Origin of the sequence: Shewanella sp. 10N.286.51.B7 (genome assembly GCF_002873615.1) — a bacterium.
Taxonomy (GTDB): domain Bacteria; phylum Pseudomonadota; class Gammaproteobacteria; order Enterobacterales; family Shewanellaceae; genus Shewanella; species Shewanella electrodiphila.
Map to the genome: position 1 here is coordinate 23628 of NZ_MCUF01000019.1, position 20984 is coordinate 44611.

At 42.0% G+C, this 20984-nt stretch carries 14 protein-coding genes; 2 read left to right on the top strand and 12 right to left on the bottom strand.

Annotation, left to right across the window (positions count from 1 at the left end; all coding sequences use genetic code 11):
- Positions 1–19: 19 nt before the first annotated feature.
- The 12 genes from BCU84_RS20795 to BCU84_RS03435 all read right to left on the bottom strand — a co-directional run bounded on the left by BCU84_RS20795 (position 20) and on the right by BCU84_RS03435 (position 16363).
- Entirely contained in the window at positions 20–3400 is a 3381-nt protein-coding gene (locus BCU84_RS20795) for an efflux RND transporter permease subunit (protein WP_198589522.1), read from the bottom strand.
- 4 nt (positions 3401–3404) lie between these two features.
- Positions 3405–4439, bottom strand: coding sequence for an efflux RND transporter periplasmic adaptor subunit (locus tag BCU84_RS03385; RefSeq protein ID WP_102526694.1), 1035 nt, complete (start codon positions 4437–4439; stop codon positions 3405–3407).
- A 222-nt stretch (positions 4440–4661) separates the two neighbouring features.
- Positions 4662–5918 carry an outer membrane protein transport protein gene (locus tag BCU84_RS03390; RefSeq protein ID WP_102526711.1) on the bottom strand — a complete coding sequence of 419 codons (1257 nt, stop codon included), beginning with the start codon at positions 5916–5918 and terminating at the stop codon, positions 4662–4664.
- Positions 5919–6289: 371 nt separating this feature from the next.
- Positions 6290–7741, bottom strand: a complete 1452-nt coding sequence (putP, locus tag BCU84_RS03395) for a sodium/proline symporter PutP (RefSeq protein ID WP_102526695.1) — start codon at positions 7739–7741, stop codon at positions 6290–6292.
- 153 nt (positions 7742–7894) lie between these two features.
- Complete coding sequence (locus BCU84_RS03400; protein WP_102526696.1) at positions 7895–8599, bottom strand: DUF3379 domain-containing protein; 705 nt, start codon at positions 8597–8599, stop codon at positions 7895–7897.
- Positions 8592–9155, bottom strand: a complete 564-nt coding sequence (locus tag BCU84_RS03405) for a sigma-70 family RNA polymerase sigma factor (protein WP_102526697.1) — start codon at positions 9153–9155, stop codon at positions 8592–8594. The genes BCU84_RS03400 and BCU84_RS03405 overlap by 8 nt, the downstream gene beginning before the upstream one ends.
- A gap of 72 nt (positions 9156–9227) precedes the next feature.
- The gene (locus tag BCU84_RS03410; protein ID WP_241906351.1) at positions 9228–10856 is read right to left on the bottom strand and encodes a BatD family protein; all 1629 of its coding nucleotides are present in this window, start codon (positions 10854–10856) and stop codon (positions 9228–9230) included.
- A complete protein-coding gene (locus BCU84_RS03415) occupies positions 10850–12868 on the bottom strand; it encodes a VWA domain-containing protein (RefSeq protein ID WP_102526698.1) in 2019 nt (672 codons plus the stop codon). Before BCU84_RS03415 ends, BCU84_RS03410 begins: the two co-directional genes overlap by 7 nt.
- The gene (locus BCU84_RS03420; RefSeq protein ID WP_102526699.1) at positions 12868–13872 is read right to left on the bottom strand and encodes a VWA domain-containing protein; all 1005 of its coding nucleotides are present in this window, start codon (positions 13870–13872) and stop codon (positions 12868–12870) included. Before BCU84_RS03420 ends, BCU84_RS03415 begins: the two co-directional genes overlap by 1 nt.
- Positions 13860–14399 (bottom strand): DUF4381 domain-containing protein, encoded by a 540-nt coding sequence (locus BCU84_RS03425; RefSeq protein WP_102526700.1) that lies wholly within the window; start codon positions 14397–14399, stop codon positions 13860–13862. The genes BCU84_RS03420 and BCU84_RS03425 overlap by 13 nt, the downstream gene beginning before the upstream one ends.
- A complete protein-coding gene (locus tag BCU84_RS03430; RefSeq protein WP_102526701.1) occupies positions 14400–15344 on the bottom strand; it encodes a DUF58 domain-containing protein in 945 nt (314 codons plus the stop codon).
- A 62-nt stretch (positions 15345–15406) separates the two neighbouring features.
- Positions 15407–16363: a MoxR family ATPase gene (locus BCU84_RS03435; RefSeq protein ID WP_102526702.1), complete on the bottom strand. Its 957-nt coding sequence runs from the start codon at positions 16361–16363 to the stop codon at positions 15407–15409.
- Between the two features lie 397 nt (positions 16364–16760).
- Here BCU84_RS03435 and fadI point away from each other — a divergent pair, with 397 nt between their 5' ends.
- Positions 16761–18071, top strand: a complete 1311-nt coding sequence (gene fadI, locus BCU84_RS03440; RefSeq protein WP_102526703.1) for an acetyl-CoA C-acyltransferase FadI — start codon at positions 16761–16763, stop codon at positions 18069–18071.
- A 5-nt stretch (positions 18072–18076) separates the two neighbouring features.
- Positions 18077–20197 (top strand): fatty acid oxidation complex subunit alpha FadJ, encoded by a 2121-nt coding sequence (fadJ, locus tag BCU84_RS03445; protein WP_102526704.1) that lies wholly within the window; start codon positions 18077–18079, stop codon positions 20195–20197.
- Positions 20198–20984: the final 787 nt, after the last annotated feature.

Below are 20984 nucleotides of genomic sequence, written 5' to 3' on the forward strand. Positions count from 1 at the left end.
ATCTCCTTAAATACCTTGTTTATTCTTGTATAAATTGTTTATTTTTCATTACGCTGTAATACAGAATTGGAATAACCACCAGAGTTAAAATACTGGATATAAAAATCCCGAAAATCAGACTGATAGCTAGACCATTAAAGATAGGGTCATCAATGATAAATAGGGCACCGATCATGGCTGCAAATGCAGTCAACATAATGGGTTTTGCCCGCACAGCGCCTGACTGAATAACTGCTTGTTCCAGCGGCACACCTTTGGCTGTTTCTAAATTGATGAAATCAACGAGTAAAATCGAATTCCGTACGATGATCCCGGCAAGGGCAATCATGCCAATCATTGACGGGGCGGTGAAATGAGCGCCCAATAAAGCATGGCCCGGCATCACGCCAATAATAGTCAGCGGAATAGGCGCCATAATCACTAAAGGAACGATATAGGACTTAAAGTGGCCCACAACCAACAAGTAAATCGCTATCATCCCAATGGCATAGGCAATTCCCATATCTCTGAAGGTTTCATAGGTAATTTTCCATTCACCATCCCATAAAATAGCCACTTCATCTAAGCCATCGGGTTGATTAATCAAATGCTGTTTAATTGGGTAAGGGTTAACGCCGGAGTCATTATCATCTTCTATGCCTGCAAACATGCTGAACATGCCGTAAAGTGGGCTATCTGTTGGCCCTGCCATATCAGCAACCACCATAATCATCGGCACCATGTTTTTGTGGATGATTGGGGTATTGATGTTGCCGTACTCAATTGATACAAGGTCGCTTAAGCTAATGCTTGTGCCCTCGGCATTGGTCAATCTTAATGACAATATCTGTTGTAAATTAAGCTTAGATTCTTCGCTTGCCTGTAATCTAATTGGGATCGGTAATTGATAATCTTTATTATGCAAATAACTCACATCTGCACCTTCTACCGCAGTGGCGATGGTATTGACAACTTGAGTGTATTGAAGACCCAATAATTGCGCCTTGCTTCTATCAATATTTAAGCGCCAGTGCGCCGCATCACTGGGCAGATAAATATCCACATCGACCACATGTTCAGTTTGCTTAAAGCGTTGCTCTAATGCTTTGGCGGTTTGCTCACGCAATTCAGTCGTGGGGGCATAAACCTCTGCCAAAATCGGTGACCACACAGGTGGTCCAGGTGGCACTTCAACAATTTTAATATTGGCTTGATAGGGTTTAGCTATCTCATGCAGTTTATTGCGAACTGAGGTTGCGATTTCGTGGCTATCTCTACTTCTATCTGATTTGTCGACAAGGTTTACTTGGATATCACCCAACTCTTGGCTTTGTCGCATAAAATAATGTCTGACAAGGCCATTGAAGTTTATTGGTGCGTGAGTACCAGCATAAAGTTGTAGATGTTCAACTTCATCTACGCTGAGCAAGTAGTCACTTAAGTCTTTAAGGACTCGCTGAGTTTGCTCCACTGGGGTACCTTCGGGCATATCCACCAACACTTGAAACTCAGACTTATTATCAAATGGCAGCATTTTTAAAATCACAGCCTGGCCAACTGGCAATGCTACAGCGATAGCAATTAATAATAAAATGGCACCTGTTAAGCCAAAGCGGGCTAAACGCGCTTTGCTACCTATGAGAAACGGTGTCATTAATCGTGTGAATAAAGCCTGTAGTTTATCGTCTGTATTATGTGACTGTGGCTTTAATTGTGTCTGACGAACCGCTTGTTTTGTATCAGGTGTAGCCGAACTTGATGCGGTAACACCTGAATTGTCTTGTTGACCTGAATTTAATTGTGTCTGACGAACCGCTTGTTTTGTATCAGATGTAGCCGAACTTGATACGGTAACATCTGAATTGTCTTGTTGACCTGAATGACTGTGTCTGAGCAGTTTTAAACTCAACCAAGGTGTGACGACAAATGCGACGACTAATGAGATCAACATACCCATACTGGAATTTATCGGAATAGGGCTCATATAAGGCCCCATAAGACCAGAAACGAACGCCATAGGCATAAGTGCAGCAATAACAGTAAAGGTGGCTAGAATCGTCGGCCCGCCGACTTCATCAACTGCAAGAGGTATCAGTGTTTTAAAGTCTTTAGTCCCCATTGCCATGTGTCGGTGAATATTTTCGACCACCACAATGGCATCGTCGACCAAAATCCCGATGGAAAATATTAACGCAAATAAGGATATTCGATTAAGGGTAAAACCCCATGCCCACGATGCAAATAATGTCATGGCTAAGGTGACGATAATTGCGATACCGACCACTAGGGCTTCACGCTTGCCCATGGTGATTAATACCAATAGCACAACAGCCATCGTGGCAAACATGAGTTTTAAGATGAGCGTATTGGCTTTATTACCAGCGGTTTCACCATAGTTTCTTGAAACCGTCACTTCAACATTGTCTGGAATTAATAGATTATCGACCTTGGCGAGGCGCGTCATGATTTGCTCAGTGATATCGACCGCGTTTTCGCCGCCTTGTTTACCAATGGCAATCGTGACAGCTGGGTAGGTGCCTGATGAATCAACATGCCAAACGTTATCGGTTGCGGTATCAGCTTGTAAGCTGATGTCAGCAATATCTGATAAATACACAGGGTTTGCTTGGTTATTGACTTGGCTAACTTTAACAATCAATTGGCTCACATCTTCAATGCTTTGAAGAAACTGACCAGTTTGAACCTTGATGAGTTGATTCTGCTGGATTAAGTCACCAGGCATGGATATTTGATTATTATCAGTGAGGACATGTGTTAACTCTGAAAAACTGACGCCATAGTGGTTCATTTTAAGTGGATCAAGTCGAACATTTACCGCCAGCTCTTGGCGTCCCATCGAGTAAATTTCTCGAGTGCCTTTAACTCGCTTAAATTCATTTTCAAGTTCAGTGGCGACAATGGTTAAATCTTCAGCATTCACATTAGGATCTTTCGACCAAAGGGTTAAGCCTACAATTGGTACATCATCGATACCGCGAGGTTTGATTAAAGGTGTGCCAATGCCTGCAGCTTGATTAAACTTATCTTGGTTTGATTGCAGTTGGTTGTATAAATTAACAATGGCGTGATCGCGAGCAACGCCCACATCAAACACTGCGATGATGAGCGCACCGTCATTCATCGAAAAGGAATATAAGGTGTCTATTCCTTTAAGTTCAGAAATAATCTTTTCAGCGGGTAATGTGACCTGTCTAGACACTTCTTCAGGTGTGGCGCCAACATAAGGAATATAAACATCAGCAAAAGTGACGTCTATTTGTGGTTCTTCTTCTTTAGGCGTGACTATGATGGCAAATAAGCCTAATAAAAGCGCTAAAAGAGCCAACAATGGCGTGATAGCACTTGATTGGAAGGCTTTTGCGATTTTACCTGAAATGCCAAGAGTAGTAGGTTCAGTCATGATATTACTCGCCTGATTTTTCGGTGTTGAGTAGGTACTTTGTTGCACGCTTAATAATCTTATCGCCAGCAATTAAACCCGCTTCGACAACATATTGTTGATTGTCGATTTGGCGTAATCTAACTTGTGTTTGCACGAACTTATCATTTTGCTGACGAAATACGGCGGTGTAGTCGCCTCGTTGAAAGACCGCAGAATGTGGAATGATAATTTGATCTGTTGCTGTATCGGCAATCATTACTTTTACCCATTCACCTGGCGAGAGAGCGGCGTTTGTTTGTGGTAGGTTGATACGTACTTGGTAGCTTTGACTTGCAGTTTGTAAGAACACATATGGATTGATATCAGTGGAGCTAATACGCAAGCCAGAGTTGAGCTCAACGGTAATCTTTGCGTTAGCATCGAGGAGTTGTCGATATTGCTGCGGCAGTTGAAAGATCGCACGCATATTGTCGGTAGAGTAACCAGCATATAGGGCTTGGCCAACAGTGACGGTTTCGCCTTGCTCAACAAAACGCTGGGTAACCCGGCCGCTAAAAGGGGCATTAACCGTGGTGTAGTTTAAGGTTTCATTGGCTTGAATTAACTTGGCTTTAGCAGCTGATACGGCTTGTAAACTTGAGGCAGAGTTAGCTGTCGCCTCGTCCATAGCGCCTTTAGAAATCGCGCCCTTAGGAAACAGCTCTTGATAACGCTTGAACTGGGCTTGAGATTCAATATTTCTCGCTTTGGCTTGTGCAAGTTCAGCTTCAGCAGTCGCAAGTCCAGCGCCTTGCTCTTTACTGGTTATTTCAAGTAAAGCAGCGCCTTCTGGGACAGTATCATTTACATCATAGTTAAGTTTAAGAATTCGCCCAGCAGTTTGCGCAGAAACCGTGGCAGCTTTGATTGCTTCAATCTGCCCATCAAATTGAAGGTAAGGAATATGACTTTGCGGTTGGATATGGATGGTTTCGGGCGCCGCAATTGCCAATGGGGCAAAAATGCTGATTTGCGAAATTGATAAAACCGTAATTAACATCGAACGTGTGCGCCACATAAACTTATCCAACAATAGAGAAATAATCCATAAGAAAATTCTAATAGACTTTATTGTCTTGTGCAATCTATTTATGAGGAAAATCTAATGGATGTTGTGTTAATAGGGATTGTGTTAATAGGGATTGTGTTATTAATCGTTGGAGAGAATTTAGACACAAAAAAGCCGCCTAATAAAATAGGCGGCTTTTAACTAGTAAATTAAACGTTTAAATAGATTAATTTAGAAAGTGTGGTTGTATTGCAGTGAGAAGTAGTTTGCGCCTGATTCTGTATAAGCACTCACTTGACCGACTAGTGCGCTATCTTCTAAAACATGCACCTTTTCACCAGCAACTAGAGTGTAACCGAAATCAATGCTTGATTTATTACTCAAGTTATAAGTGAAACCTGCTGAATACCACATGCGGTCTGAGTCAGGAATTGACAATGATGATACTTCGCCAACTACGCCTTGATCACTTGCTATACCAGCACGAACTGTCCAAGTTTCATTGATATCGTATGTTGCACCAAGGCTTAAGAACCAAGAGTCTTTCCAGTTATAATGCTTGATAACATCATTAGCAGTGCCAAGATCACCATCTACAACACTGATGTTGTCAAATGAACTCCACTGAGTCCACTGTGCGGTATAATGAACAGCAAACTTTTCCGTTAATTGATGGAAACCAGCAAGCTGTGCGATATCGGCAATTGGAATTTCAATGCTGTCAAAGTTTTGTGGGAACAAAACAGAAGGGTTATACATGATGTCGCCACTAGCTTCCATTTGTGGGCTATAACGGTAACTCAAACCAATTCTGTTATTTTCGTTAAACTCATAAGCTAAACCGACTATACCACCAACAGCCCAGCCGTCAGCATCAACGTCAACTAGATTTAGCGGCATGTCACCAAGACCGATATCTATATTACCGTTACGTGTTAATGTTCCTGAACCATATACAGCATCAAGACCTAAACCTAAACTTAATGAATCGTTAATACGGTATGACACGCTAGCGTTGAAGTTAATTGTGGTTACTTCAGTATTACCCAATAAATCGATTGGGGTATTGAAGTCGTGACCGCTATTTAGTGATGAAAGATCAGTACCTGTGCCGTAATTTGAGAAGGCAGCAACACCGTAAGCCCATTTATCATTGATAGGGCTAATGTAGTAGAAGTTAGGAATTAACTTAGCTTCAGCTGCATTGTCTATACTTCCGATATGGTTATTGCCATATTGGACATCACTAACTTCAACGTTCACATCAGCATAAGATGCACCAATCGAAAGTGTTTTTTCATCAAACAATGCCATAGCTGCAGGGTTACGTGATAATACTGACGCGTTATCAGCGATGATTGCATCACCCGCCATCGCACGGCCAATACCAGTTGCAGATTGGCTGTTTAACTGAAAACCAGCTGCCATTGATTGTGTGCTTGCTAGCGTTACCGCTACTGCAAGAAGTGTCTTGTTGAATTTAGTCATCATTTTGCTCTCATCGTTGTACGTCAGTTTATTAATTCGCGCCATGCTTAGCATAGGGCTCCCCAATCAACACCAACTTAGTAATTGCGGGCATATTAGGTAACAGTTGTTACCTCTACAACTCCGACCAGTTGCTAGTTATTGTTACTGTTAAGTTAATTTTTGTTTTTGACGTATTTAGGTCAAACTGAGTAAATACTCTATAAACGCTGTGCTGTAGGGCAGTTGTGAATTTGGTTCTGGAGGCTGAAATATTATAACGAAATAACAGGTAACAAGTGGGTAACAAGATTATTTTGTAAAAAAGCGTACAAGTGTACGCTGAGAGGTTCGATTACCAGTTTTACACCAGTAATCGAACCTTTTGGAGATTAAAGCGAAGCTTTAAAGTTAGCGAATTGCGTCTTAATTGACTCAGCTGGTGGTGAGATTTTACTGACTACAACACCGACAACCGTGGCGAATAGGAAACCTGGTAAGATTTCGTATAAGTCGAAGATACCGCCAGAAAGCTGCTTCCACACGACAACCGTTATCGCACCAACAAGAATAGTGGCGATAGCACCATTACGACTATAGCCTTGCCAAAATAGTGACATTAACACTACAGGTCCAAATGCTGCGCCAAATCCTGCCCATGCATAGCTCACCAGCTCAAGAACTTTACTGTCAGGGTCAAGTGCAATCACAATTGCGATAACAGCAATGGCCAACACACCAAAGCGGCCCACTAGCATTAACTCTTTGTCTTTCGCGTCAGGACGTAACCATTTACGGTAAAAATCTTCAGTGATGACACTTGAGCAAACAAGGAGCTGTGAATCGATAGTGCTCATAATCGCTGATAAAATTGCCGCGATTAAGATACCGCCAATCCAAGGATTAAAAGCAACTTGGGCTAAGTGAATGAAAACGGTTTCAGAATTAGCTAATGGTGCATCAGCAAAATAAATCGTACCGGCTATCCCCGTTGCTAATGCGCCGATTAATGCAACAAGCATCCAGCTCATTGCAATGCGGCGTGATAGCGGGATGTCATCTGGGCTGCCAATTGCCATAAAGCGAGAAAGAATATGTGGTTGGCCGAAGTAACCTAAACCCCAAGCCAGTAGTGACACAAGACCAATCGTAGTCATATTACTGTGTAAGAAAGACAGCATTTTCGGGTCAAGTGTTTCTAAAGCCACTTGCGTATCAGGTTTGCTGAAAATGGTTATTGGTACAATTAACAGTGCAAGCAACATCAGACAACCTTGGAAGAAATCTGTCCAGCTCACAGCAAAAAAGCCACCAACAAAGGTATAAGCGACAATGATGACTGAACCAATCAATAATGCGATGGTGTAATCGAGACCAAAGATTTGTTCAAATAAGATTGCACCGCCAACCATGCCTGATGAAGTGTAGAAAGTGAAAAACACTAGGATAGTAATAGCAGAAACTAACTTTAAAAAGCCTTGCTTGTCTTCAAAGCGCTTTTCAAAAAAGTCGGGTAGGGTAAGGGCATTATCTGCCGCTTGGGTGTAGATACGAAGACGTCTGGCAACGAATAACCAGTTAAGCCATGCGCCAAAAACCAAACCGAAGCCAATCCAAGCTTCACCTAAACCACCTAAATAAACCGCGCCAGGTAAACCGAGTAATAGCCAACCTGACATATCTGACGCACCGACACTCAGTGCTGTTACGGCTGGGCCCATTTTGCGGCCGCCTAGGATGTAATCGTCTACTGTGTCTGTTTTGCGATAGGCCCAATAGCCTATGCCTATCATAAGGGCGAGATAACCAATGAATGTAATTAGAATTGGAGCTTCAATTGCCATGCTACTTCCGTATTGTTCTCATTATTGTGCGGCATATGCTAACAGATGTTTGACACAGTGCACAATTTTGACCGGAAGTATGAAGAGTTATTGACCAGTCAATGAAATTTCACTAGCTGGTCTGTGAACGCTTTGTTTGCTAAATGTTTGAATTTAAATAAAAGTTTGCTCAATCTCGTTTTTTACGTATTGCAGGTCAGCATCTTGTTCACCTACCAGTAACATGAAGGTGTCGGCTGTTTGAAAACCTAAACCATGATAATTCTGATCTGCAAACGATTCTTCAGTGACCATTCTGTTTTCGGTGGGGATGATAAAGAGGGTAACTTTCCCTTGCTCACCTTCCATCACAAGGTGCAAACTCTTTACACCTTGGAAATCACAGTAAGAAGTGTAAAACACTTTACCTGGTTGTTGGATGAACTTGGCGTTCTCTAATCCACCAATACCAGCCAGTTTAAAGTTTACATCTTCAAAGCCAACATTTTGATCGACATTCATTGCCTTTGGCTCATGATAAACATGTGCCAGAGCATGTTCTGCTAAATCAACTGGCGTAAAACGAAGCATACTGACGCTTAATCCAATCACTAATGCAACTGACGCGGCCATCGCCATTAAGTAGCGAGTGTGCTTTTTTTGCTGCTGATGCTTGCTGAGTTGCTGACGTAAAATCAGTTTGTCAGCTAAGTCATCAGGCACATCAATATTCAGTGCATTGGTCAGTTTACTGTCTAATGCTTTTAGCTCGTTAACGAGTTTTGCATCGGATTCAGACGCTGAAATTTGTGCAAGAAATTCTTCATCTTGGCTGTTTGGGTCACCATATGCATGGCGACGAAATTTTAGATCATCCATTTGATTGACCTCTAACTTCAGGAGACTCTAAAGCGTCTTTTAATTGATTACGGGCGCGAAATAAACGCGTCATGACGGTGTTTCTATTTAACTCTAATAAATCAGCAATTTCTTCACCGCTAAAACCGCCAATCAGTTGCAGTAATAGTGGTTCACGATATTCGACTTCAAGTTGTCCAATTTGCTTACGTAGCCAATATTGCTCAGTTTGTTCTTCATTGGTCGATGATTTTTCATCTTCAAGCAATTCTTGCTCAACATCACTGTAGTCAAACTGTTTACGCTCAAACCTGCGTGCATTCTCACGGCGTAATATGGTAATTAGCCATGCTTTTGCTGCTTTATCATCTTTTAACGAATCTAAAGCGCGCCAAGCACGAAGAAAGGTTTCTTGAGTGACGTCTTCAGCAATATGCTTATCGCCGATTAACCAGTAGGCGTATCGGAAGATATCAGTGTGAAGTGCCCTGACGAGGCTGTCGTATCGTCGCTGTTTAGTTAGCATGTCAGATAAGACCGTGGGTTCGGACTTTTTATTTCGCAAGCTATCGAACATTTTATGACTTATTGTTAAATATTATGTTCGATAGCTTAAAAGGTTAGCTGTGAATAGCAAGTATAAATATGCTTATGGATTCAGTGAACTTAGCGCTGATGGAGGCGTTTGCTGTTGATTTATCTGGGTTTGTTCAATTGCTTTTAGTAGTAAACCTTTATCAATACTTGACGTTGACTCACTGTATTTAGCTTGTTGTAACTGATGAATCGCTTTTGAAAGCAGCGTAGATAATTGCGCTATATCAGACAATGTCATCGATTTGGCAAACTGAGCACTATAGTAGTGTTGCAGTAATGAAATCACTAAGGTGACATCATTTTTATCACAAGCTTGAGCAATATCATTCATATTAGCAGCTAGTGCCAACGGCACTTTTGATGGCGTAGTTGCAACAAGTTTAGTGGTGTGTTGTTGACGACGAGCATTAAACCACAAGGCTAAAGTGATAAGCCATAACGTCGCAAATAATAGCGTTAGCCACGGCCAAATACCTGAACTGTTATTGCTTGTTTCAGTTTGCTCTATTATTTGAGCAGGCTCAGCCGCCACTGTGCCGGTAATGGTGACGATTCTTGCTGGTATGGTGGCGAATTGCTGCTGTCGCAAATGTGGGTTCCACCAAGGAATGATAATTTCAGGCAAAGTAAAAGTACCAGGTTTTGTTGGTACAATCGCGCTGGTTAAACTGTATTGAGCGATGACTTGATTTTCACGTACCACAGTTTGTCTTACTGGTTTTTCTGGGTAAGATTTAAGCCCGTCAGGCATGGTTAATTTGATGTCAGGTAAACTGTTACTATCTGCATTTGATGCCACGACATTAATCGTTCGGGTAATGGGCGTTCCTATTTCAAATTCATTACCTTGCTCATCAGGCCATATCTCTTTCGCAATTAATAAATCACTCACCAACCAATCACCTTGATATACATCTGGAATAGGCTTGATGGTAATTTGAGTGTCTTCTGCTTTAGCTTGCATCGGTCTGCTTTCATTAAAGCCGAACATACCGCCGCGTCTTGGCGCTTCGACTAAGATATCACCTGAAAATCCTGCGCCTTTAATGGCTAACGTGCCAGGGGTGTCGGCAATAATTGAATAGGTTCTTTCAATCACTCTAAAGCGGCGACCATCAACAACTTCAACTGCATCTGTGTCATCGCCTATTTGTTTAATTTCGGTTCCAGCTATTTCTGGCGAACTGATAACGCCACGCTGTAACTCGGCTGCTAAAAACAGTTTAACCTTGTAGGTAATTAGCTGGCCTACATACGCTTCATTGGTGCTGAGCTGACCCTCAACAAATAAATTGCGCATTTGTTGCGGTTGGCTGCCCGCTTTAGCGACGGTGAGGTTTATAGGATTGGATTTAACCCCTTCCATGGTAAATGCGGGGATTGCCACTGTACCGGCGTTTTTAGCCGATAGCAGCACTTGCCAACGAGTCTCTTTAGATGAATCAAAGTTAACGATTTGCGTACTTCTGCCGACACTGGTTCGTCCGACGATGAAATCCTTTAATAAGATAGATGTATCTAAAGAACCCGCATTTAAATCTGCGTTTGCGGTGACATTTAAGACAAAGTATTCACCTTGCATCACAGGGTTTCTGTCAACAGTCGCTTGAATTTGAGTGACTGCGTAAACTTGCCCTGTAAAAAGAATTGCAAGAAGGCCGATAACGATTCTATTTACCACTGTTGTTTGTCCTTAGGCAGTTGGCCGCTTTGGCGACGCTTTTGATATTCAAGTTGCATTTTGTTTCTAATAAGCACTTGCGGATCTTCACTCACAGCCCGAAGTGCGCGTTCTAAATCTGCTGGTAAAGGTTCTTCAGTCAGCTGTGATGATGCAATGGGCTGAGAAGATTCTGGCTGTTTGCCAGATTTTTCAGCTTCAGCTTGCTCCGCTGACGTCTGTGCTTGTGCTTGTTGCTCTAATTGTTCAGGTGTTGGTTCTGCTTGGTTATTTTGTTGAGCATCCGCCTGCATTTGAGCTTCATTTTCTGTTTGTTCATTCTCACTTTCAGCATTATCACTTTGTGAAGTGTCTGATTGAGATTGATTTTCTTCGCTACTTTCTTCGTTTCGTTCTTCGTTACGTTCTTGCTCATTTTGCTGTTTGTCTTGTTCAGCACTATTTTTCTGGCTGTTTTGTTGTTCTGAATCTTGTTGCTCAGATTGGTTTTGTTCGGCATTTTGTTCAGCATTCTGGTCGGAGTTTTGTTGCTGGGATTGGCCTTCGCCATTCTCACTGGGATTATTTTCATTCTGTTCAGACTCACTATTGTCTGAGTCGCTTTGATCAGATTGATCCGAACCTTCACCAGATTGTTGTTCTTGTTGCTGTTGTTTCATATTTTCAGCAAGTTCGAGGTTTTTTTGTGCTTGAGGGAAGTCAGCTTGCTGTTTTAAAGCGTCTTGATAACGTGCGATAGCATCATCCAATTTATTCAATTGCATTAAGCTATTGGCCTGATTATATAAACCTTGTGCAGAGTTATCTTGTTCAAACCCTGCGAGTGCATTTTCATAGTCACCCGCTTTGTACTGGGCACTGGCTTGCCATAACGGCTGGTTAAATTGCTCGGCGGCGCTGGCATAATCTTCAGCAGATTGTGCTTGGTTAAAGGTGTCGCTTGCTTGTTGGTCTTGAGTTTGCCATAAATCATCCCAAGTGTTGGCCATAACAGGACTTGGTTGAAACAATAAACCTAAGGTTAGGGCAGTAAATACTGGTACTAGAGTAAATCTAAAGCTGAGTAACACAGGAATAATCAAGAGCATGGCGATGTATGGACCTAAATCTTGCCAGCTTTCACCTTCAAGCTCAGTGGCTTTAGCATCGCCATCATTAGCAAGCCAGCGCTCTAATCGGCTTAATGAACTGCCATCTGCAGTGGCAGGGATCATTAATCCACCAGTAGGGATAACTAAGTTTTCAAGTCGTTTAAAATCGGTTTTATCTATGACTATCTCACCGCGATTATCACGCATTAATTGACCATCAGGTAACTGTATTGCTGCGCCTTGTTGTGTGCCAAATGCCATCACAGATACACGGTAACGACTGCCATCAAGCACATTAGCTGCATCAACATATTGTTGTGGGTTTCCCCCGTCTGTCATGACGATAATATCACCGGTAATATGCCCGCCTTGGGACAGTAATTGCTGAGCGAGTTCAAGTGCAGCAGATAAATCAGACCCTCTAACAGGCATGATATCAGGCGTCAGTGTTGGTAATAAGTTGAGTAGTGTTGATTTATCTCGGGTAAGAGGACTAATTGTAAAGGCATCGCCAGCAAAGGCGATTAAACCTGTTTCACCTTCAGTTAAGTTCGTTAAAAAATCAGTGGCCCTAAATTTTGCTTGGGATAAGCGATTAGGCTTTTGATCGGTTGCATACATAGACAAGGACATGTCCATGACCAGCACTCGACCTTGCTCGTTGCTGTAAACAGGCAAACTCTGTTTATTGACTGCTGGACCCGATATCGCGATTACAGCGATAAACCAACATATCATAAGTAACCACTTAGGTTGCTTTTTCACTTGGTTGGTTTCACTGATTAATGTGTTTGCCAAATGCGGTGCAATATAACTTTGCCAAGCCGAATTACGCTGTTGGCTGCGCCATAAAAACAACGTAATTGCGATTAAAGGGATTAAGGCAAGCAGCCATTCTGGACGAATAAAATGTAAACTCATTATCGCCCTCCAGATGTTGTTTTAGCGTTTAAAGGTGATGAAGAAGCTAATTGGCCGCGTAAACTGATAAACACACTCATCAATAAGGCTAACAATAATGGCCAGTAAAACAGTTCACTTTTGGGACGATAGGTCAATTGATCACGACTCACTGGTTCTAACTCATCAATCTTTTGGTAAATTTGTGCCAACTCTTCACTATTTCTTGCTCTAAAATAATGACCGTTTGTCATATCTGCGAGTTGTTGTAGTTGTTCTTCATCTAAATCAAGCGATGGATTTACCCGTTCGGTACCGAAAATACTGCGGCGTTCAAGTACTTCTGCGCCAACACCCACGGTATAAATGGTGACATTTCGTTTAGCTGCAATTCTTGCCGCAACTTCAGGTTCAATGTTCCCTGCGTTATTAGACCCATCGGTTAATAAGATTAATACTCGATTGCTGTCATTGACCATATCAAAACGTCTTACAGCAAGTGCTATCGACTCACCAATGGCCGTTTGTTTACCTACTAGGCCAATTTCACTGTCGGCAAGAAACTTGGCAACTGAGCGTCTGTCTTGGGTGAGTGGCGCTTGAAGATAAGCGTGATCGGCAAATAAAATCAGGCCGAGCCTATCGCCGTTTCGTCTTTCAATAAAATCACCGATGACGTGTTTGATGAGGGTTAAACGATCGACTGTTTTGCCATTTACCACCATGTCTTCTATTTGCATACTACCTGATAAATCAACCGCTAACATGACATCTCGGCCTTCTGAAGGCAGTTCGATAGGCTCGCCTAACCATTGTGGTCGAACTAAGGCACACAATAGGCATAACCACATAAACCAGTAAGCTTTGCGGCTTGATTTATCTTGATGGACTGTTAATTGTTGTTCAGCGCTGCCAATACCTGGGAGTTGCAGTTGGCCGCCACTATTTTTAACAAGATGTTTTTGTTTGAGTAAAAAGGGCAGTGGCAATAATAAAAGCAGCCATGGCCAAGCTATTGAGAACATGATGCCTCCGATTGATGACTTGTCGGAGTGATATTTTCAGCCACATCAGATAGCGCGATAAAGCGACTACGTTTATTTAACCATTGTTCAGTATAAGTGTGTAACTGTGTCGACTCGGTTAAAGTCAGGCCGTCTTTCTGGTATCGCTTTTTCAGGAGTTGCCCCATGTTTATTGCATCTTGTTCGGATAAGCGTAACCCTAGCCATTGATACCAACGCTCGCCGTCTAACTTAGCAAAATCCTCACGAGGGAAGTAACTCATCGCGGTTCTTTTTAATAGCGTATTAATGTCACTTGCATATTGGTTATTAGCAGGTTCTAGTTGTTCAAAATCCGCTAATGCTGCTTTTCTCGGGAGATGATAGCGGCGATGCTGCTTTATTTTAACCACAGCAAAAATGATGATCGCGATAATGAATAGTGCGAGTATCCAAAATCCTGGTGCAATAGGGAACTGGCTAATTTTTTCTGGTAGTACGATATCTTCCAGTTGCATTAGTGCAGGGTTTATTTGAGCAGTATTCATTTAACGTAATACTTCCAATTGGTCACTAAGACTTTTTCCGGCATCGATAAATCGAGTCGGCACCTTAATCATTTTCATTAGTGCGATAAATTGTTGCTGGCTAGCCAGTTGTTGACTCAGCCATGCATCATAGCTGTCTCGGGTAAGTGTTAACTGCTGCTTGCCATCCCTCACTGGTAAACTAAAACGTTTAGGCAAGGTGAGTGTTCCTTGTCTCAGTGGATCGCTAATAATAAATGCACCTACATCACAGTGACGTTTAAGTTCTGTTAATGCCGCTAAGCATTCCTGAGTAAAGTGCTGCCCATCGGTAATAATCCATACTAAGGAGCCTGGTTTTGCGATTCTTTGCAGGCGTTGACAGGCACGAAGAATATGCTGTGGGTCTTGGGGCAGTTCATCAAAATGATTTAACTGATTTTCATGTACTTTAATTAATGCAGAAGTAAGTTGCAGTATTCCTTGGCGGCGGCTTCTTGGTTTTAATTCAAGGTGTTCAGTTTCACTTGCGATAAAAGCGCCAAGGCGATCGCCATGGTTTATCGCATTCCAGCCGAGTGTTGCAGCAAGGTGGGCAACTTGTACTGATTGCAATAACAAGCGCGAACCAAAAAATAAGCTATGGCTAAAGTCGACAAACAAAATAATGGGGCGTTCACGTTCTTCAACAAACAGCTTAGTGTGCGCTTTGCCAGTTCGAGCGGTGACTCGCCAGTCAATGGTTCTGACATCATCACCATTTTGATAATGACGTACTTCGGCAAATTCCATCCCACGGCCTTTAATCAGGCTACTGCGATGACCTGCTTGGCTGGCTTTTGCTCTGCTGCGTTTATCCGGCATCGCGCGAGCGGTGCTTTGGCAGCTAATGAGTTCTTGCTCAGTTAAATTCACGCCATTACTGAATAATGGCAATGAATTTTCAAGCGTTTGTTCAACTGGCATAGTGCTATTGTTCCAATTTAAAAGCGTTAAAATTAACGGTACTTAAATGCGAGCTCGCCCATTTAAGGTACTGCAACTTGGCTTAAAATATGGTTGATAACATGGTCTGCATTAATGCCTTCAGCCTGTGCTTGATAACTGAGTAATAATCTGTGTCTCAGTACGTTGGGCGCTACTGCTTGAATATCTTCTGGCGAGACAAAATCTCGCTCTTGTAACCAAGCTCTTGCGCGGGCACAGCGCTCGAGTGAAATAGATGCACGAGGGCTGACACCGTATTCAAGCCATTTAGCCAACTCAGGGCTATAGCGTTCAGGTTGACGAGTTGCCATGATAATTTCGACAATATAACTTTCGAGTGGCTCAGCTAAGTACAATCCCATAGCTTGTTCGCGGGCAGCAAACACATCAGATTGAGCCACAGGTTCAATGGTAGGTAACTGTTTAGTGACGGCTTCGTTTCGCGATTGACGCAAAATTTTACGCTCTGTATCAGCACTTGGATAATCGAGATTTAAATGCATTAAAAAGCGGTCAAGTTGAGCTTCTGGTAGCGGGTAGGTACCTTCATTCTCTAGTGGGTTTTGAGTCGCCATGACTAAAAATAAATCTGGAAGTGGGTAGCTTTTTTTACCTACGGTTACTTGACCTTCAGCCATTGCCTCAAGTAGTGCTGATTGCACCTTTGCAGGGGCACGGTTGATTTCATCCGCCAAAATAAGGTTATGAAATATTGGTCCTGCTTCAAATTCAAATGTGGCTGTTTGCGCACGATAAATATCTGTACCGGTTAAATCGGCAGGTAATAAATCGGGAGTAAATTGAATACGGTGGAAGTCACCTTCAACCCCATCACACAAGGCCTTTACAGCGCGTGTTTTTGCAAGACCTGGAGGGCCTTCAACCAGTAAATGCCCATCGGCAATTAATGCGATAAGTAAGTTCTCTGTTAATACAGGTTGTCCCAAAATAACATTATCTAAATAAGCGCGTAAGGAATGAAATCGACTCAAAGGCATGATGATACTCAATTATTTGCTGAATTTTGTTCTAATTAAACCCATGTTAATGAATTTCATTAGCCTTTGGCTAGTATGATTAACAGATTTTCATTTTTATTTATTCATTAGTAAAGGTGAACTGAGTTAAGTTCGCAAATAATGAGTGAATATATACAAAAAATGACAAATTAAAGCTAAAGCTCTAAATTTTAATTAGATGATTTTATTACTATAAATTGTGTATTCAGGCAAGGTATGTCTTTAATTTGAGCTTATTTTCATACAGATGTTTAAAACTTCGCAATTAAAAGTTAGAATCAGATCACACTTTTATGGTCAGACCAGATCTGTCTGACATTAATCGATATTCACTGATAAGCCAGTTAAAGGCTAAACAATTACAAGAGGGTGAACAATGAGTGATAGACAACAAGTAACCAACGCCCGCGGAGAGCGCATTGCAATCGTGGCGGGCTTACGTACCCCATTCGCAAAACAAGCTACCGCATTTCATGGCGTATCAGCATTAGATATGGGCAAAATGGTGGTTAATGAATTGCTATCGCGTTCAGAGTTAGACCCTAAAACTATTGAGCAGCTTGTGTATGGTCAAGTGGTGCAAATGCCAGCCGCGCCGAATATCGCCCGTGAAATTGTGTTGGGCACAGGCATGGATGTTTCAACCGATGCTTACAGTGTGACCCGAGCTTGTGCTACAAGTTTTCAGTCTGCAGTAAATGTGGCTGAATCTATCATGACAGGCAATGTTGAAATAGGTATCGCAGGTGGTGCTGACTCTTCTTCTGTATTGCCAATTGGCGTTTCAAAAAAATTAGCACATGCTCTGGTTGATTTAAATAAAGCGCGTAGCTTCAAGCAAAAATTCGCGATTGCTCGTCGCTTAGGTCTTAAAGATTTAATGCCTGTACCGCCAGCGGTAGCTGAGTACTCAACTGGCCTTTCTATGGGGCAAACAGCTGAGCAAATGGCAAAGACCTATGGCATTAGCCGTGCTGATCAAGATGCATTGGCGCATCGCTCGCACACATTGGCTACAGAAACCTGGAACACAGGTAACTTACGTGACGAAGTCATGACCGCTCACGTACCTCCTTATAAGCAATTCATTGACCGTGATAATAATATCCGCGAAAACTCAGTGCTTGAGTCTTACGCAAAATTACGTCCTGCTTTTGACCGTAAACATGGTTCTGTTACTGCAGCTAATAGTACGCCATTAACTGATGGTGCTTCAGCCATTATTCTAATGAGTGAAGGCAGAGCTAAAGCGTTAGGTTATCAGCCTATTGGTTATATTAAGAGTTATGCATTTACTGCCATTGATGTTTGGCAAGACATGTTAATGGGTCCGTCATACGCTACGCCGCTTGCATTAAAACGTGCAGGAATGGAGCTTGAAGATCTAACCCTTATTGAAATGCATGAAGCGTTTGCTGCGCAAACACTAGCGAATATGCAAATGTTTGGTTCTAAAAAGTTTGCCGAAGAAAAGCTTGGTAGAAACCGCGCAATCGGTGAAATCGATATGAGTAAATTTAACGTTTTAGGTGGCTCGTTGGCTTATGGACATCCATTTGCAGCTACTGGTACACGTTTAATCACTCAAGTGTGTCGTGAATTAAAACGACGTGGTGGTGGTACTGGTCTAGCAACAGCTTGTGCTGCTGGTGGTCTTGGCGCAGCAATGATTGTTGAAGTGGAGTAATTCTGATGGAAAAGACATTTAATTTATCTCGCCGCGAAGACGGTATTGCTATTTTGACTATGGATGTTCCTGGTGAAACCATGAACACCTTAAAAGCAGAGTTTGGCCCTGAAATAAGCGAAATTTTAGCTGAAATTAAACACGACGCGAGTGTAAAAGGCTTAGTGGTTATTTCAGGGAAATCAGATTCTTTTGTCGCAGGTGCTGATATTAGTATGCTTGACGCATGTACCAGTGTGTCAGCTGCGAAAGAATTATCACAACAAGGCCATGTCGTTTTCAATGAACTTGAGAAACTATCAATACCTGTTGTTGCTGCAATTAATGGTGCCTGTTTAGGTGGCGGTTTAGAGTTAGCTTTAGCGTGTCATTTACGCGTGTGTACTGATGATAAGAAAACCATCATGGGCGTACCTGAAGTTCAGCTTGGTTTATTGCCAGGTGGTGGCGGTACGCAACGTTTGCCAAGAAAAGTAGGCATCACAACTGCACTTGATATGATGCTAACGGGTAAGCAAATCCGCCCTAAGCAAGCACTTAAAATGGCGCTTGTTGATGATGTTGTTCCTGAGTCAATTTTGTTGGACACCGCCATTGCGATGGCCAAGAAAGGAAAATCTGCGGCTAAAGTTGCCAAGAAGAGCGCACTAAATAAGGTGCTTGAATCCACAAGTACCACTCGCGATATCATCTTCGATCAAGCCGCAAAACAAGTACAAAAGAAAACACTGGGTAATTATCCTGCACCAGCTAAAATCATCGACTGTGTTAAGCAAGGGATGAATAAAGGCATGATTAAAGGGCTTGAGGTTGAAGCAAGCCATTTTGCAGAACTCGTCATGTCTCCTGAATCTGAATCACTTCGCAGTATCTTTTTTGCAACGACTGAAATGAAAAAAGAAACTGGAGCAGAAGGTGCTGAGCCGCGCAAAGTGAATAAAGCACTCGTGATTGGTGGTGGCTTGATGGGAGGCGGTATCGCCTCGGTTACAACCACTAAAGCTAAAATTCCTGCTCGTGTGAAAGACATCAATGACAAAGGCTTAAGCAACGCATTAGCTTATGCCTATAAATTATTGGCGAAAGGGGTCAAGCGACGTCATATGACACCCGCTGTTAGAGATAATTTAATGGCGTTAATGACGACGACAACAGAATATAAAGGCGTTAAAGATGCGGATATCGTCGTTGAAGCGGTATTTGAAGATTTAGCACTCAAGCATCAGATGGTGAAAGATGTAGAGCGCGAATGTCATGAAAACACAATTTTTGCATCTAACACTTCATCTTTACCTATTGGTCAAATTGCAGAAGCGGCGCAAAGACCTGAAAATGTCATCGGTTTACATTATTTTTCTCCTGTAGAAAAAATGCCGTTAGTTGAAGTTATTGCACATAAAACTACATCACCTGAAACCATTGCTACCACAGTTGCTTTTGCGCGTAAGCAAGGCAAGACGCCTATTGTTGTTCAAGATGGCGCAGGTTTTTATGTTAACCGTATTCTTGCTCCTTACATGAATGAAGCCGCTCAAGTTTTATTATCTGGCGAGAAAGTAGAAAGCCTTGATAAAGCCTTGGTTAAATTCGGTTTCCCTGTCGGACCTATAACACTACTTGATGAAGTTGGGATAGATGTAGGCGCTAAGATCGCGCCAATCTTAACGCAAGAATTAGGTGAACGTTTTAGAGCGCCAGATGCGTTTGATAAGTTACTTGCTGATGACCGTAAGGGACGTAAAAATGGCAAAGGTTTCTATCAATATGGCAATAAAAAGTCTAAAGCTAAATTAGTGGACGAGACTGTCTACCAAGTACTGGGTGTCAGCAATCAAACAACAGGCTCAGCAAGTGACATTGCGATGCGCTGCGTTGTACTCATGTTGAACGAAGCGGTGCGCTGTTTAGATGAAGGAATAATTGCAAACCCTCGCGACGGTGATATTGGCGCTATTTTTGGTATCGGTTTTCCACCATTTTTAGGTGGTCCATTCCGTTATATGGACTCAATGGGCATCGCGACACTAGTGTCAAAGTTACGTCAATATGAACAACAACATGGTGAACGTTTCACACCATGTGACAAATTAATTCAAATGGCGGAAGAGGGGACTAATTTTTATTAGCCTTAATTAATACTTTTTGCTATTGATAATTTTACAAAGTGGCAACATTGTGCCGCTTTTTCATGCGAAAGTGGCAGTTATTTGCCTAGAAAATAGCCCGTTTGTGTATTTTATTGATTATTGCATTTAAAGGCTATTAGTAAATACGCTTAGGTTTGGTTATAATCTGAACGTTGAGGGTGATGACAATACATATTAATTTACCCATACATTAAGGAATGATGTTAACTGAATGAATTATAGAGGTTTCAGTGATATTTCTACTTATCTTATTATCGTGTGCATCAGGCTATTACCTAGGTAACCAGGCTTTTAGTAACGGCATGGCTGTTAAAAGGTGGTCATTGGCGGGATTGTTAATGGGGCCATTAGCGTATCCGTTATTTAATAGTCACAAATACTTATTGCTTAGAAAGCTCTCTATTGAGAGTGAGCAGACCAATCATTTCTGAATTGATAACACCAATAAAAAAGGGAGCATTTGCTCCCTTTTTTATTGGCTATAGTTGATTGTTAAATTACACAAATTTAACTCCACCAAGCTTTAGCTTTAATGACTTCTAAATGTTCTAAACCTTCAGGTAGCTTTACCTTTTTACGTTGTGGTTGAGCAATACCAAGGGCTTTCTTTAATGAATTAAACATAATGATTTCCTTAAGCAATGCTTGTGTTGCTGAATTTAATGTTTGGTAAACCTGCTACATGTATATTAGTTTCTGCAAATTTAATGTTTGGCAAGCCAGCTACTTGAGTGTTTGTGTTGCTAAATTTGATGTTTGGCAGACC

What these genes read in the sequence shown, in the direction of transcription:
- putP (WP_102526695.1), bottom strand. Translation starts at nt 7,741, where the DNA reads ATGGCAATTGAAGCTCCAATTCTAATTACATTCATTGGTTATCTCGCC.
- BCU84_RS03405 (WP_102526697.1), bottom strand. Translation starts at nt 9,155, where the DNA reads ATGTTCGATAGCTTGCGAAATAAAAAGTCCGAACCCACGGTCTTATCT.
- BCU84_RS03390 (WP_102526711.1), bottom strand. Translation starts at nt 5,918, where the DNA reads ATGACTAAATTCAACAAGACACTTCTTGCAGTAGCGGTAACGCTAGCA.
- BCU84_RS20795 (WP_198589522.1), bottom strand. Translation starts at nt 3,400, where the DNA reads ATGACTGAACCTACTACTCTTGGCATTTCAGGTAAAATCGCAAAAGCC.
- BCU84_RS03400 (WP_102526696.1), bottom strand. Translation starts at nt 8,599, where the DNA reads ATGGATGATCTAAAATTTCGTCGCCATGCATATGGTGACCCAAACAGC.
- fadJ (WP_102526704.1), top strand. Translation starts at nt 18,077, where the DNA reads ATGGAAAAGACATTTAATTTATCTCGCCGCGAAGACGGTATTGCTATT.
- BCU84_RS03435 (WP_102526702.1), bottom strand. Translation starts at nt 16,363, where the DNA reads ATGCCTTTGAGTCGATTTCATTCCTTACGCGCTTATTTAGATAATGTT.
- BCU84_RS03425 (WP_102526700.1), bottom strand. Translation starts at nt 14,399, where the DNA reads ATGAATACTGCTCAAATAAACCCTGCACTAATGCAACTGGAAGATATC.
- fadI (WP_102526703.1), top strand. Translation starts at nt 16,761, where the DNA reads ATGAGTGATAGACAACAAGTAACCAACGCCCGCGGAGAGCGCATTGCA.
- BCU84_RS03420 (WP_102526699.1), bottom strand. Translation starts at nt 13,872, where the DNA reads ATGTTCTCAATAGCTTGGCCATGGCTGCTTTTATTATTGCCACTGCCC.
- BCU84_RS03430 (WP_102526701.1), bottom strand. Translation starts at nt 15,344, where the DNA reads ATGCCAGTTGAACAAACGCTTGAAAATTCATTGCCATTATTCAGTAAT.
- BCU84_RS03385 (WP_102526694.1), bottom strand. Translation starts at nt 4,439, where the DNA reads ATGTGGCGCACACGTTCGATGTTAATTACGGTTTTATCAATTTCGCAA.
- BCU84_RS03415 (WP_102526698.1), bottom strand. Translation starts at nt 12,868, where the DNA reads ATGAGTTTACATTTTATTCGTCCAGAATGGCTGCTTGCCTTAATCCCT.